This is a genomic window from Novosphingobium sp. SG751A (assembly GCF_013149295.1).
Taxonomy (GTDB): Bacteria; Pseudomonadota; Alphaproteobacteria; order Sphingomonadales; family Sphingomonadaceae; genus Novosphingobium.
The window spans coordinates 65,710-79,919 of the sequence record NZ_JABGCB010000021.1; the positions used below are offsets into that span (position 1 = coordinate 65,710).

Genomic DNA, 14,210 nt, shown 5'->3' on the forward strand with positions numbered 1-14,210 from the left:
CCGCATGCCGATGAGCACGCCCGAGGGTTTTGTCGATATCGACACCATCCCGCAAATGCTGCTCAAGCGCGTCGATGTCGTCACGGGCGGCGCCTCGGCAGTCTATGGTTCGGATGCCATCGTGGGCGTGGCCAATTTCGTCACCGACACGGGGTTCAACGGCGTCAAATTCAACATCCAAAAGGGCATCTCCACCTATGGTGACGGCGGCACGGTGGACATGGGGCTGGCGGGCGGCTTCAAGTTCTTCGATGATCGCGCCCATATCCTGCTGGGCGCGACATGGCGCAAGGACGATGGCATCGATTCCAAATTCGCGCGGCCCTGGGGCAATGATGTGCGCACGCTGCAAGGGGCGGGCACGGCGGCATCGCCCTATTTTCCGATGAATGGCGCGCGCCAGAACAACGTAACCTTTGGCGGCAAAATCAACAGCGGCGTACTGGCCGATCAGCAATTTCTGGCGGGCGGCACGCTGGGCGCCTTCAACCATGGCAGCAAGAGCTGCGCAGGCGGAACGATCCCGACCAACCTGCCCTATGAATGCGGCGGCGATGGCGGCTATTACAATGGCCAGATCCGCGCCACGCTGGACATGAAGCAGTTCTTTGCGCGGCTCGATCTGGACATCACCGACAATCTCCAGTTCAATCAGAGCATCTCCTATGTCGACAAATACAGCGTCGGCACGGTCAATTGGATCGCCAATCAGTCGATCACCATCAACCGCGACAATGCTTTCCTGCCCGCCTCGGCCAATCCGGCGCAAAGCCCGCTCAACACGATCAACGTACCCACGGTCAATGGCGGCAATCCCAATCTGAAGCCCGAAATCGGCAATACGATCTCGCTGGGCGCGGTGTTCCGCCCGACCAGCAAGCTGAGCCTTGCCATCGACTATTTCGACATCAAGGTGAAGAACTTCATCTATCTGGTGCAGGGCAACAGCACCGAGCCGCAGCAGGTGTGCTATGACAGCAAAGGCGCCTCGCCCTATTGCGCGCTGGTGGCGCGCGGGCTGGGCATTTACGATGCCAATGCGGCCAATGCGCTCAGCAGCGCCAATGCCGTGACGACATGGTATCAGTTGCCGATCAACATCGCCGAACAAACCACCTATGGCGCCGATATCGAACTCAATTACCGCACCAGCCTCAACCATCAGCCGCTCAACCTGCGCGTGATGGCGACATGGCAGCCACATGTGCGCTTCAAACAGGCAGGCGTAGTGGACAATGATTATGCAGGGGCAGCCTTTGGCTCGAACGGGGTTCAGGCGACGCCGAAATGGCGCGTCACCGCCTTCCTCGACTATAAGGTCACCGACAATCTGAGCATCAGCATCTCTGAACGCTGGCGCGCGAAACTGCATTACCATTCCAGCCCGGCGGTGGTGGTGGCCGCGCCCGACACGATCAAGGATGTGGCCTATACCAATCTGGGTGCCAGCCTTGATGTGCCGATGGGCCGGGCCAAGGCGCAGATGTTCCTGAACATTTCTAATCTGTTCAATGTCACGCCGCCGGTCGCCGGTTTCTGGGGCAATCCCAATCCGGGCCAGTTCGGCGAATTTGTCGCCGGTGACGATGTGATCGGGCGCTATTTCACTTTCGGCATTCGCGGCAAGTTCTGAGCGCTCTGCCGGGACGCTTCGGCATGTCCCGAGGCGCCTTATGGCGGCAAGCTATTGCTCACCCTTGCCGCCTCTGGCGGCGGCCCAGGCCGCCGCCCTTTTTAATAGGCAAATTCATAAATGCTCTCCCAGCGCCGCGTCTGGCCGGGGCGCAGCAGCGTTGCGGGAATTGCGCCGTGGTTGGGCGTATCGGGAAAATGCTGCGGCTCCAGACACAGGCCATAGCCGCCATCCTTCCCGTCCCTTTGCGGCAGATGCGCGGGGATGAACAATTGCAGGCCCGGCTCGCCACTGAACACCGTCATCCGCCGCCCGCTGCGCATGGAGGAAAGCCATGCCACCGGCGCCAAATCGCCGCGATTGTCGAGCGCAAGGCTGACATCCAACCCGCCATCGGCGATAAGCTCTGCCACCGGGCAAAACCGAGCCAGATCGAAACCCTGCCCCGCCGTGGCCGAGAAGGAGCACAGCGGCAGGCCGTCCTCGCCAACGGGCGTGAAGCGAGCGGCCGCGATCCGCAGATCCATGCCGGACAGATCCTTGCCCGCGCCGTCGAGGTTGAAAATGGCGTGGTTCGTGAAATTGACATGGGTTGGCCTGGTCGTGGCCGCCTGCAAAATCGCGATCAATCGCGCCCGCCCGGCGCGAACCACCAGTTGATAGCGCAGGACCACCTCCAGCCGCCCCGGAAAGCCCGCCTCGCCATCAGGAGAAGTCAGGCGCATCTCCACCCCATCGGCCAAGGCTCTAGCCCGCCACATCCGGGTGTGAAACGCGCCGGCCCCGCCATGCAGCGTGTTGCCGCTCTGGCTGCGGTCGAGGTCGTAAACCTGTCCGTCAATGACAAAGTGACCCCCGCCGATCCGGTTGGCAGAGCGCCCCATCATGGCCCCAGCCACCGCCCACAGGCCCGTCAGCCGCACCGGGTCGGAGGGCGTCATCAGCACATTGTCCAAGCCCCCCTGCCCATCAGGCAAATAGAGGCCGACGATCCGCCCGCCATAATCGGAAAACTCTGCCCTGATGCCGCCAGCCTCGACCGTGTAAAGTGCAGCCTGCGCACCGTCGGGCGTCTGGCCCCAGATACGGCTGCGGACGACCGCAAATGGCGACAAGGCCGCGTGGGCAGATGGGGTCGGCAACAGCATCGCCGTCGCTCCCATCATGACATCGCGCCTGCTTTGCTGCATGGCCATGTCTATCGCCCGATCTTCACGCTGATCACCGGCAATGCGCCATAGGGCGAGGCCACGCTGCGCCCGATATTGAGCGACCCGGTCGAGCCAAGAAACGTGCCATAGACATGGCCATCGCGGGCATCAGCCCCCGGCGAACGGGTCCATGCGTCGCCATAGCCGACAAAGGATGCGCCATTATGGCCAATATTGGCCTTCAGCCCTTGCGCGATGCCCCATCCGGTAGGGCGGAAATAGGCATTCGTATAATTGGCCGGATTATGGCCCAATTCCTTCTGCGTGGCGATACGACTCGGGCCGAAATAGCGGAACAGCTCCTCCCCGCTCAACACCGTGACCAGATCGCGGGGGCGGGCGACGGCGTGGTCTGACGCCCCCAGGGCTGGGCTGATACCGGCCATCGGTGCCAAAACCGCCAAGCGCCTTGGCCGCATCATCGGCGTGATAGCCGGTCTGTTCTCCCGCCTCGCCCCACACATGGTTGACCACCAGCGTATCGGGCAGCGGCGAGGCTTTCTTGATGTCCAGCCCCAGTTGGGTAAACAATTCGCCCGAAAAGCCCATCAGCGCAATCGGCCCGACCCGCAGCATCCGCAGGTTTACCCGGTAATCCCCGCCATTGCTGCCGGGAATGACGGATCGGATATAATCCACGGCCAGTTCCGGCTTGCCCTGCGCCGGTTTGACGGCGGCCAGCGCCTGTTGCGCATCGCGCGCCTGAATGGCGCCCAGATAGTCCAGCAGATAGGCATCACCTGCAAAATGCTCGACAAATTCGCCGGTTTATGGATCGCGCCAGTAGAAGTCATGCTGGACAATCGGGTTCTGGTCCCCCGCCGCCCCGCTCAGCCACATGGCCACCGCGCCGGGATATTCCCGCTCCAGCGCGGAGGACACCGCGCCCGGCACATCGGCGCTGATCGCGGTATTGCCATGGTCGATCGTGTTGGCATGCATCACCGTGCCATGCAGCGCGTGATGGATAATCATGGCGATGGGCCTGCCATCAGCGCCGGAAATGCGGATCGCGGCCAGCGTCTTGTCGCTGACGCCGGTGGGGTTAAAGCCAAGATTGCGCGCGGGAACCCAGTTGCCCTGCGCATCCTTGCGCTGATAATCGGTCAGGCGGTTGACGTTGATGAAACTGTGGCCATAGCCGATGCCGATGGTGGCCGGGCGCAAGGAGCGTAGCGCCTCGTCGGCGGCGTCGAGCATATTGGTCATAACCATTTGGCCCCAGCGCTCGGTGCGCGTTTCCGAACCATCGGCGCGATGGGCTAGATTGACCGGGACGGTGATCTCGGGAACCGCGTGCGAATGGGTGGCGGTATAGAAAATCGCATCGGCCGGGACGCCCGTATGGCGGGACAGCGCGGCGATGAATTGCGGGGCATAGGGGCCTTTGCCCGTCTCGGTCGACACGATCAGAGCCTTGCGCCCGCCCTGCGCCAGAGCGATCACGCGGACATGAACCGGATCGTGGCAACCGGTGATCTTGACCCGCGGCGGGCGCTCCATGGGCAGCATGTCATGCCGGGGCGTGATGTCGCGCACCGCCGCACCGGCCTGCAGGCCATCGTCGGCCACCGGCGCCGGGCGAGCGCCATGCCCCACGCCGCCGGAAAGCAGGAGGGCAATAAGAATAAGGCTGCGCACTTGGAATCTCTCCCCTGAGGCGCGCTGGCAGCACTCTAAACCGCGCTTGCGCGCAGGCGACTTTACCCGACCGCCCCGCACAGGGGGCGATCGGACAAAGCGCGCGTCAGATTACATCTTCATCCGCACCCCAAGGGTGAAGTAGCGGCCGATCGGATCATCGCCATTGGGCCATGCGGTGAACAGGCCGGGAATGGCGCCCCATGCGGGCTGGGAACCGATCGAGGGCGCGCGGTCGAACAGGTTCTGGACCGTGAAGAAAGCATCGCCATTGCCCGCCGCCGTGCGCACCTTATGCGTCAGCGTCAGATTGGTATGGGCGGCCGGTTTGATCGGGGCTTCGGAATAGACGAAGGTTGGATCGGCATTCCACAAGAGGCCCGAGCAGAAGCGCTCCATGACATCGATGGTAAAATCGCTGGTGACATTGAAGCGCATCATCGCAGTAATGCGATGCTTGGGACTGGCCAGCGCCTGGTTGGGCGCGCCAAAACCTGCCCCGCCCGCGTCCAGATCCTGAATGCCGGGGATCAGATAGCGGATATGGGGTTGATAGGTGTAGAGCAGGCGCAGGTTGAACAGGCGGCTGTTGTAATTGGCCTCGACATCCAGTCCGTTGGTGCGCGCCGAGGCAATGTTGATCGAGCGGTTATAGAAGGCGGTTGGGAAATTGGCCGCGCTCGTATTGCTGAAAAGGCAACGGGCGGTCGAGCAGCGAGCAATAGGGCGAATTGCCCCCGGCCGTCTCGCACAGGCGCTGCACCGCCAGGTTGCCCCCGCCCAGCGACTGGATCGCATCGGTGATGCGGATATTGTAATAATCCACCGCAAGGCTGGCGCCCGGCAGCCAGTGCGGCTTGTACACCGCGCCGATGGTGATCGTATTGCCCTTTTCCGGCTTCAGATTGGGGTTGCTGGCGTTGATCTGATACGAAGCCGCCGTCATGTTGGTATGCAGGTCGTACATATTGCCCGGATTGACCTGTGTGGGCGCGAAAAGATCATAGAGATTGGGCGCACGAAAGTCGCGCGATTGAGTGACGCGCAGCGTGAATTCATCATTCACATGCCACACCCCGCCCAATTTCCACGTAAAGGCATTGCCGCTGGTGTCATAATGGGCAAAGCGCGCCGCGCCGTTGATGTTGAGCGCTTTGGCCAGCCAGTGATCGGCGAGCAGCGGCACTTCGGCCTCAATCGCGGCCTCGCTCACCGTCTGACGGGCAAGCGGTATGTTGGCCTGCGTATTGCTGCGATAGAGCGCGGTGGTGGCGGTGCAATTAGAGGTCAGACCCGTGCAGTCGGGGTGATCGGTGGGCTGGGCCGTACTGTCGATTTTCAGCGAAAGCTGGCGCATTTCGGCCGAGAAGGCCAGTTTCACATCACCCGCCCAACTGCGAAAGAGCGCGCCGGTGATGCTGCCGGAAATGTCCTTCATCGTGGTGGTGGCGGTAAAGCTGGTGGGCTGGATGATGTAATCGAGCGCGGCCTGACTTTCCGACCCCACGCCGAACAGGTTGATCGGCACGCATCCGGGATAGGCCGAAGGATTGGTCAGCGTGACGCGGCATGCGATCTGGCCGTTGGCCGGGTTGATCACGGCATCCATCGCGGCGGCCAGACGGCCATTGTTCACATTGTTGGGCAGCAGCGTCTTTTGCGTCGCCTTGCTGTAGGTGGCGCCAACATCCCATTTCCATCCGCCCAGATCGCCCTTGAACCCGCCAAGGAAGAAGAACTGGTTAGACTGGCTTTCGGGCTGATAGGCCACACGTTGCAACATCTTGTTGAAGGTGAAGGTGGAAGATCCTGCCATCGCAGTCTGATAGGCGCTCGGCAGATAGGGATTGCTGGTGCTCAGCGTGCCGGAAATCTGGATGTTCTGGTGGCTGTTATGGTTCCAGTTGAACGTGCCCGATCCTTGCAGATAGGCCATCACATGGTCGGAAACCTCGTAATCGAGGCGCGCAAAGAGCTGATGAGCCGCAGCGCGCTCTTGAGCGAGGCCATATTGTAATAGGCGCCCTCGCCGCCCTACTGGATGCCGGTGGTGCCCCATGCCGCGCCCGCCTGAAAGCTGTTATCGTCGCCTCGCTGGGAAATGCCGCTCTGGGCATTCCATTTAAGGCCGGTGAATGTCGTGTCGGGGATGAAGTTGACCACGCCCGACATCGCGTCCGAACCATAGACCGCCGAAACGCCGCCCGTCACCAGATCGACCCGCTGAAGCAGCGTTTGCGGGATCATATCGACATTGACCTGCCCATCGGGCGTGGTGGGCGGAACGCGGTGGCCGTCATACAGGATCAGCGTGCGCAGCGCCCCAAGGCTACGCAAATTGAGCACATTGCCCGCGCGAACTGGCAAAGATCGGCATGTTGTTCAGCCCTGTCGGCAATTGTCGAAGGCTGGGCGCGGAACAATTGCTCGGTGCTGACCACGGTGACGGGCGCGGGGCTGTTGTTGCCATTGGTGATGATGCGCGAACCGGTGACGATGATCTCCTGTTCAGGCTGGGCCGTCTGGCCATGCGCTTGTGATGACAAGGCAAGCGGACTGGCGCTCAGCAGCAGAAGCGCTGATACGTGGTGGGTCTTCAATGTGTCCTCCCCCTGCGATTTGGCAGGCCTGGTTTCGAAATGGCCCCATAAGGGCCGAAGGCCGGGTGCGATCGCCGGACCGCGTTTTCGGCACTTCGCGACGCTGAGTTGGCAGGAGGGAGGAATCCCGCAGGCGGTGCGACGATTTTTCTCACTGTGGCCGATTTGGCACAGTGGCTATGCGGCCTAATCTATTTCACCAGCCGGGCGGTTTGCAGCGTCATGGCAAAGAGCGCCGCCAGCGCATTGGTGATCGACCCGTCGGTGCCCACTTCGAAAAACAGCGGGGCACCCGCCGACGAAGTTGAGGCGCAGGTTTGCAAGGTGCTGGCGACGCTGGAAAGGTGCGGGCCGACAACGGTTTGCGACCATGTATCGCCGGTGATCGAGTCGGCCGAGTAGGTGGTATAGATGATGCCTATCGTGATGCCCTTGGTCTTGATCGCGCTGCATTGCGCCAGATCGGTCGGGTTCAATTCGCGCGTCCAGCGACCGCCATTATAGGTTTCATCGGGCACGCCATCGGTAATGATAAGCAAGACCTCCTGCGGCGTGGCCGCGGTCGAACCATCGCCGGGCGCGGGCATCACGGCGTTGAGCGAGGACATGGCATTGGCAAATTCTGTGCCCATGTCGCTGTTGCAGGAATTGTAATAGGGGCAGTTGTTCTTGTACCAATTGTCCTGCGCGGCATAAAGATCGGGCACGCTGCTGGTCGACAGGCTCTTCACATCCGTCATCGAACCAGTCAGCGCGGCAAGCGGGCTGGAAGCGCCCGAATGGGTCCAGTTAAAGCCGTAGAACTGCATCTTATAGCTGACCTGATTGCTGGTGGCATAGGTCTGGGCGGTGGTGATCAGATTTTGCGAGGCGCTGCGTTCTTCATCAATGCGCAGCAGGATCGAGAGCGATCCGCCATAAAGGCTGGCATAATTGCGCGTCAGCCAATAGCCATCGGCATATTGCCCGCTGCTTTGCAGGGCGAGGGGCTGGGTTCCGTTCGCATAATTGGGGCTATAGACATAGCCGTTCGAGACGTTGGAAATCGGCCATGCATTGCCCCCGGAATCCAGCCAGATATCCTGCCCCGCGGTATTACGGATATAGATACTGTCGCTGTGGGGATTTTTGGTGTGACACGCAAAGGCGCAGCCATAGGGCGCATTGGCCGTGGCCGATGTGGCCGACCGGATCGCCGAAAGTCCCGCGCTGGTGGTGGGCAACAGCATCGAGGGGCTGGTGTCGAGCAGCACGTAATAGTTCACATAGGGCGGCTTGAGCGCGCTGGCCGTAGCGCTGCCTGATATGGCAAGGCTGGAGGAGCCCAATATGGTCGAGAAGATATTGGTGGATTTGGCCCGCCATGTCACCACCACCTGCCGCCCGGTTCCGCTGGTGATGGATGTGTCGGTCACTGCAATGGTCAGATCGCTGGCCGCGTTGAAGGTCACGGCGGTCAGCGTGCTGGCCTGCGCCTTGAAATTGGCAAGCGCGATGGTCTGGGCCGAGGCGGTGGTCTGGGTCATCGCGACATTGGACACCGCCGACAGGGCGGCGGCATCGGCAGCCGCGTCAAGGATAGTCTTGACCCGCATGGCCCGGCTGTAATCCACGCCAAAGCCGGTGGCGAAAATCATCGGCACCAGCGCAAAGCCGGTCATCATCAGCACATTGCCGGATGCATCACGCCGGAATGCGCCCAACAGGCGCCGCAGCGCCCGGATCATGATTTGGCCACCGAGGTGGAAATGCGCGGCACCATATAGATCGCCTGCTGCAGCGCCACCGAGCCGAACCCGCGATAGGATGCCGGGGGCGTATAGGCATAGCCGACCTCGCCAAGGATCAGATAGGAACCGTTGGCGGCCAGATTGGCTGGAATGGCCATGCTGGCGCCTGTGGCGCGGGCGGTGATATTCTGGCCCTGGCTCCACACCACCGTGGCCGCGGTCGAGGACGTCACCAACACTTGGCTGATGCGCACCGTGATGCTGGTGCTGGATCCATAGGGCCACATGATCTGCGTGGCCCCGCCCGCGATGGCGGACAGGTCGCTGGCGGAGACGGCGGAATAGCGCGAGGTCAGATCCGCCATGCTGCGGGCGGCCAGCGTGACCTTGCGGTTGCAGGTCAGCGCATCGAGCGCGACATAGCCTCCCAGATAGAGCATCAGCAGCACCGGCGCCACCATGGCAAATTCCACCAGCGCGAGCCCGCGCGAGCACCGGATCAGCCGGATCGCCAAGCCTTGCATCAATAGCCCTCCGCCTTCATCAGCGCAGTGGCCACCAGCAAATGCTGGCTCTTTCCGGTGGTGACCAGCGAAAAACCCAGCGGGCCGGTCAGCGTGGGCCAGAGATAGAAGAAGCGCACCACGACAATCGCGCCCGACGAACCGGGCGTATAGGAAAAGCTGTTCGAGACATTGCCGCTGCTGTCATAGGTGATGGTGGGCGCGGCAAGAGCCGCGGAGGAAAAGCTGCTGGCGGTGGTGACGTCGATGTAGAGGTTGTTGCAGGACAGATAGGAGGGCAAGGTGGCGCAGGCGGCGGTCTTGAACTGATCGGCGGTATAGCTGGCGCTCTGGGCCTGTCCGGTCATCAGCAGGCGGGCAGAGGCCTCGGCGGCGGTCTCAAGGCCTTGCCCCGCGATGAAGGTGAAGGTGGTTTGGAAAATCGCTACGATCAGCGCGATAAAGGCCGGGCCGACAAGGGCGAATTCCACCATCGCCGCGCCCGTGCGATCATGCCACAGGCGCAAGCCCAGCCGTGAACCGGATAAGTGCGATGTCAGTCTGACCCAAACCACCTCAATTGCGCCCAAAAACAGCTCATCAAGGCCCCGATTACAGGAAGATGGGCAAAGGATTGCGGTTAGGCCGCCTAAGGAAACGCGCTTAGATCGGCGCTCTGATGGCCGCATAAGTGATCGCTCTGGGCACAGATCGGCATGCCCCCCGACCATCACCATCGGCTACTGACCTATGGCCATAAAAACCGGGAGAGTGGTCGGGCGATGAAGGTTCTGCTGGCCGAAGATGACGAGCAACTGGCGCGCAAGCTGCTGCGGGTGCTGCATGGCCATGGCTTTGCGGTGGACCATGCCGGCAATGGCGAGGATGCGCTGCATCTGGCATGCACCGGGGTCTATGATGTGATCGTACTCGATCTGGGCCTGCCGGTGATTGATGGGCTGGCCGTACTGCAAGGGCTGCGCGGGCGGGGTGTCGATTTTCCCGTGCTGATCTTGACCGCGCGCGATGCTTGGGCCGACAAATCGGCGGGTTTCAAGGCGGGCGCCGACGATTATCTGACCAAGCCTTTCCTGCCAGATGAACTGGTGCTGCGGATGCGCGCGCTGGTCCGCCGGGCGCAGGGATTGAAGGCAGAAACCCTGCGATGCGGTCCGCTTGGCTATGACCCGATCACCGGAGGCTTTGAACTCAATAGCGCCCCCTTGCGGCTGACCGCGTTTGAAACGCGCATTCTGGCCCGGCTGATGCTGTTTCGCGAGCATGTCGTGGAGCGGGAGAAATTGTTCGACGCCACTTATGAATTTCAGGCCGATGTGCCGCAAAACTCGCTGGAGGTGCTGGTCGGGCGGTTATGGCGCAAGATCGGCCATCACATGATCGAGACGGTGCGCGGCCATGGCTATCGGCTGACCGCGCAAAACGCATGAAGCTGCCGCTTTCGCTTCACGCCCGCATCGCGCCGCCCATGTTCAATCGTTACCGCGCGGGCGAAGCCTATGGCGCGCATATCGACGGCGCGCTGCGCCAATCGCAAGGCGTGCGGATACGCACCGACCTGTCGGCCACGCTCTTTCTGACCCCGCCGCAGGATTATGAGGCAGGCGCGCTGTCCATCACGATGGGCGCCATGCCGCTGGACATAAGGGGCGAGGCGGGCGACATGATCCTCTATCCCTCCTCCACCATCCATGCGGTCGGCCCGGTCACATCGGGCGAACGCCTGTCCTGCTTCTTCTGGGTCCAGAGCATCCTGCGCGATCCCGTTCAGCGCCAGACCCTGTTCGAACTCGACAGCGCCATTCAGGGCCTTGCCGCCTGCCCCGTCCCGCCAGAAACACTGCTGGGATTTAATCAGACCTATCACAATCTGGTGCGCATGTGGGCCGATGGCTAGGCGCAACCCTGCCGATAATTCCCAATGGCCCGCGTCATGTTTTCTATCCCATGGCGCAAGCCCCCGCCCCCTATAGCGCGGATAACACCGCAAAAGGGGTGGGCAAGGAGAGCAATGTGGCGCGCGCGCCGGAAAACCGGACCGACACCGATGGCGCGGGCGCGAACGGCAGGATGCTGACCACCGTGGCTCAGCGTTATCGCTCCGCGCTCAATGCCTATTTCCGGCGGCGGGTCGATCCCCCGCATGAAAGCGAGGATCTGACGCAGGATGTCCTCCTGCGCCTTGCCGCGCGCGATGGGGCCACCGATGTGCGCGCGCTGCAACCCTATATCTTTCAGACCGCCAGCAATGTGCTCAATGACTACTATCGGCGGCGCGCGGCACGCGGCGGCGAGATGATCGACAGCTATTGCGAGGAACTGCACGCGCCCGCCGATATCTCGCCCGAACAGGCCATGCTGGGACAGGAAGCGATGGATCGTTTAAGCCGGGAAATCGCCGCCCTGCCCGAGCGGGCGCGACAGGCCTTTCTGCTTTTTCGTTTTGAAGGTATGCGTCAGGCCGATATTGCCCGCCATATGGGCATCTCGGTCAGCGCGGTGGAAAAACTCATAAAACGGGGCATGACAGGCATCGCATCGGCTTTGGCGGAGGGGGACTAAGCACGATGGGCAACACGACAAAACCCATCGAGGACGAGGCCGCAGACTGGATGCTGCGCGCGCAACTGGGCATGGATGCCGACGAACGGGCCTGTTGGCAGGCATGGCTTGATCGCGATCCGGCACACCGGGCCGCCTATGACAGGCTGGCCTGCGCATGGTCGGCGCTGGATTATCTGGCCGAGAACCCCGCGATGCTGGCCATGCGCGAACAGGCCAGACGACCGATGGCGGCCAATGATGAGCGCCCGCCGCGCCGCTGGTGGGGCATGGCGGTGGTGGCCTCGCTTCTGCTGCTGGCCGGGGGCGGGTGGTGGTGGACGCAAAGCGCGCCCGAACCGCTTGTATTTTCGACCGGCCATGGCGCCATGCGCAACATCGCTCTGGCCGATGGTTCGCAACTGATGCTGGATGCCGAAAGTCGGATCAGCGTCACTATGACGCCCCGGCGTCGCCTGATTCGGCTGGATAGCGGACAGGCCTATTTCAAGGTCGCCCATGATGCGACCCGCCCCTTTGTGGTGACCGCAGGAACACGCGCGGTGGTCGCGCTGGGCACCGAATTTGATGTGGAGGCGCGCGATGGCCTGATTACCGTGGCCCTGACGCAGGGGCGCGTGCGGGTGGGCGATGCGCAAACCGATACGGCGGCCCTGCGTCCCGATGGCGGGGCCGCGGGCACCGAACTCTCCGTCGGCCAGACCCTGTCCTTTAACAGCCGCACCGGCATCAGCCGTCTGGCCGCCAACAATGCCGAGGCGGCCAGCGACTGGCGCACAGGGCGGCTGCATTTCGACCATACACCCCTTTCCAGCGTGGTGGCCGACATCAACCGCTATGCGCCCACGCCGATCCGGCTGTCCGACCCTGCGCTTGGTGCATGGCCGGTCAGCGGGGTGTTTCGCGCCGACAATGCGCAAGGACTGCTCGATGCGCTGCCCCTGCTTTTTCCCGTCCGGGTGGAGCGGCGGGCCGATGTCATCCTGATCCGCCGCGCCGAATAAATTTTCGATCCGCCATGTGCGGATTTTTTCAAAGGCTGCGTCTGCACTGCCGACCCCGCGCGCAAATGTGCGGGGCGATGGACAATGCGGAGGAAGCATGAGGCATTCAATTCACCTTATCGGCATCTTGCTGGCGGGCACCGCCATGACCGGCGCGCCCGCGCTGGCGGCCGAAGCACCGGTCGGCGGCGAGCAAGGCATTTCCGACATCGTGGTGACGGCATCGCGCCACGAACAGAACCTTCAGAAGGTTTCGGCCTCGGTCTCGGTGATCGGTGGCGAGAGCCTTCAGGACAAGGCCGCCGCTAACCTGTCGCAGATCTTCGACGCCCTGCCCAGCGTTCAGACCACCGCCCAGCCCGGCGGTTTCAGCGTAAACGTGCGCGGCATGGGCGGCGATCTGCCCGCAGGCACCGCGCAGGGCGCATCGGCCGTGGTGATCGACGGGGTCTATAACGTCACCTCGCAAGGCACCACCGTAGGCCTGTTCGATGTCAACCGCGTCGAGGTGCTGCCCGGCCCGCAATCAACCCGCTATGGCCCCAATGCCGATGGCGGTCTGGTCAATATTTACACAAACGATCCCAAGCTGAACAAGCTGGAGGGCAATGCGGCGCTGACCGTGGGCAATTACGGCCTGGTGCGCGGCGAGGTGGCGATCAATGTGCCGCTGGGCGAGAAACTGGCGCTGCGCGTGGCCGGGGCGGCGATCTCACGCGATTCCTATTTTCACCCCGCACAGGGCGACCAGAAGGGGCAGTCCCTGCGTGCAAAGCTGCTGTATAAGCCCAATGACGCGCTCAGCCTGAAACTGTCCTATGAGGTCGACCATGTGGGCGGGGCGGGCAATGGCTCGAACGTCTTTCCGGTCCTGACCAACAAGGTGCCGGTCTATGCGGGCGATTCCATCAACCACACCGGCGATCCGTGGGCGCAATCGCCCTCCAACCCGGTCAACACCACCCACACCAGCATCTATCAGCACGCCTTTGGCGCCAGCGGCAGCTATGATTTCGACAATGGCGTCGCGCTCGATGCCCAAGGCTCCTATACGATGATCTCGGGCGGCGAGACCGCCAATATCTATCTGGCCCCGTGGTCCACCACCTTTGCCCCGTTTCAGAACGCCACGCTCAAGGAATTCGACCGGTTCAACCAATATACCGGCGAAGTGCGCCTGCATAATGGCGCGGGCAGCAAGGTGTTGTGGAAAGTCGTCTGTGGACGCCCCAAAAGAAGCAAGCGTTAAATGAGATCTGGCACGTAGTCAGGTGCTCTCGTCTGTCCGGCCTCTGGATGCAGCATTAT

16 protein-coding genes are annotated in these 14,210 nt (G+C 62.2%); 6 read left to right on the plus strand and 10 right to left on the minus strand.

Going from position 1 to position 14,210, the window contains the following annotated elements; all coding sequences use genetic code 11:
• The first annotated feature begins 4 nt into the window (after positions 1–4).
• Complete coding sequence (locus FHW96_RS22040; protein ID WP_305849711.1) at positions 5–1,633, plus strand: TonB-dependent receptor domain-containing protein; 1,629 nt, start codon at positions 5–7, stop codon at positions 1,631–1,633.
• 101 nt (positions 1,634–1,734) lie between these two features.
• Here FHW96_RS22040 and FHW96_RS22045 read toward each other — a convergent pair whose 3' ends face one another.
• From FHW96_RS22045 to FHW96_RS22090, 10 genes are all read right to left on the minus strand, one after another.
• Positions 1,735–2,829, minus strand: coding sequence for an aldose epimerase family protein (locus tag FHW96_RS22045; protein WP_172342722.1), 1,095 nt, complete (start codon positions 2,827–2,829; stop codon positions 1,735–1,737).
• A gap of 2 nt (positions 2,830–2,831) precedes the next feature.
• On the minus strand, positions 2,832–3,098 hold the full coding sequence (locus tag FHW96_RS22050; protein WP_172342723.1) for a hypothetical protein: 267 nt from the start codon (positions 3,096–3,098) through the stop codon (positions 2,832–2,834).
• A complete protein-coding gene (locus tag FHW96_RS22055; protein ID WP_172342724.1) occupies positions 3,088–3,483 on the minus strand; it encodes a hypothetical protein in 396 nt (131 codons plus the stop codon). Before FHW96_RS22055 ends, FHW96_RS22050 begins: the two co-directional genes overlap by 11 nt.
• Positions 3,484–3,612: 129 nt before the next feature.
• Positions 3,613–4,485: a hypothetical protein gene (locus FHW96_RS22060; protein WP_172342725.1), complete on the minus strand. Its 873-nt coding sequence runs from the start codon at positions 4,483–4,485 to the stop codon at positions 3,613–3,615.
• 649 nt (positions 4,486–5,134) lie between these two features.
• Positions 5,135–6,421 carry a TonB-dependent receptor domain-containing protein gene (locus FHW96_RS22065; RefSeq protein WP_172342726.1) on the minus strand — a complete coding sequence of 429 codons (1,287 nt, stop codon included), beginning with the start codon at positions 6,419–6,421 and terminating at the stop codon, positions 5,135–5,137.
• Between the two features lie 98 nt (positions 6,422–6,519).
• Positions 6,520–6,831 (minus strand): TonB-dependent receptor plug domain-containing protein, encoded by a 312-nt coding sequence (locus FHW96_RS22070; protein WP_172342727.1) that lies wholly within the window; start codon positions 6,829–6,831, stop codon positions 6,520–6,522.
• A complete protein-coding gene (locus FHW96_RS22075; RefSeq protein ID WP_172342728.1) occupies positions 6,792–7,085 on the minus strand; it encodes a hypothetical protein in 294 nt (97 codons plus the stop codon). Before FHW96_RS22075 ends, FHW96_RS22070 begins: the two co-directional genes overlap by 40 nt.
• 191 nt (positions 7,086–7,276) lie before the next feature.
• Positions 7,277–8,812, minus strand: coding sequence for a pilus assembly protein TadG-related protein (locus FHW96_RS22080; protein ID WP_172342729.1), 1,536 nt, complete (start codon positions 8,810–8,812; stop codon positions 7,277–7,279).
• Positions 8,809–9,342 carry a TadE/TadG family type IV pilus assembly protein gene (locus FHW96_RS22085; RefSeq protein ID WP_172342730.1) on the minus strand — a complete coding sequence of 178 codons (534 nt, stop codon included), beginning with the start codon at positions 9,340–9,342 and terminating at the stop codon, positions 8,809–8,811. Before FHW96_RS22085 ends, FHW96_RS22080 begins: the two co-directional genes overlap by 4 nt.
• Positions 9,339–9,893, minus strand: a complete 555-nt coding sequence (locus FHW96_RS22090; RefSeq protein WP_172342731.1) for a TadE/TadG family type IV pilus assembly protein — start codon at positions 9,891–9,893, stop codon at positions 9,339–9,341. The genes FHW96_RS22085 and FHW96_RS22090 overlap by 4 nt, the downstream gene beginning before the upstream one ends.
• Before the next feature lie 141 nt (positions 9,894–10,034).
• Here FHW96_RS22090 and FHW96_RS22095 point away from each other — a divergent pair, with 141 nt between their 5' ends.
• The 5 genes from FHW96_RS22095 (at position 10,035) to FHW96_RS22115 (ending at position 14,151) form a co-directional block, all read left to right on the plus strand.
• On the plus strand, positions 10,035–10,766 hold the full coding sequence (locus FHW96_RS22095; protein ID WP_371815785.1) for a response regulator transcription factor: 732 nt from the start codon (positions 10,035–10,037) through the stop codon (positions 10,764–10,766).
• Complete coding sequence (locus FHW96_RS22100; protein WP_172342732.1) at positions 10,763–11,233, plus strand: Fe2+-dependent dioxygenase; 471 nt, start codon at positions 10,763–10,765, stop codon at positions 11,231–11,233. Before FHW96_RS22095 ends, FHW96_RS22100 begins: the two co-directional genes overlap by 4 nt.
• Before the next feature lie 50 nt (positions 11,234–11,283).
• The gene (locus tag FHW96_RS22105; RefSeq protein WP_172342733.1) at positions 11,284–11,898 is read left to right on the plus strand and encodes an RNA polymerase sigma factor; all 615 of its coding nucleotides are present in this window, start codon (positions 11,284–11,286) and stop codon (positions 11,896–11,898) included.
• A 5-nt stretch (positions 11,899–11,903) separates the two neighbouring features.
• A complete protein-coding gene (locus FHW96_RS22110) occupies positions 11,904–12,902 on the plus strand; it encodes a FecR family protein (protein WP_172342734.1) in 999 nt (332 codons plus the stop codon).
• Positions 12,903–12,999: 97 nt separating this feature from the next.
• Positions 13,000–14,151 (plus strand): TonB-dependent receptor, encoded by a 1,152-nt coding sequence (locus tag FHW96_RS22115; RefSeq protein WP_172342735.1) that lies wholly within the window; start codon positions 13,000–13,002, stop codon positions 14,149–14,151.
• Positions 14,152–14,210: the final 59 nt, after the last annotated feature.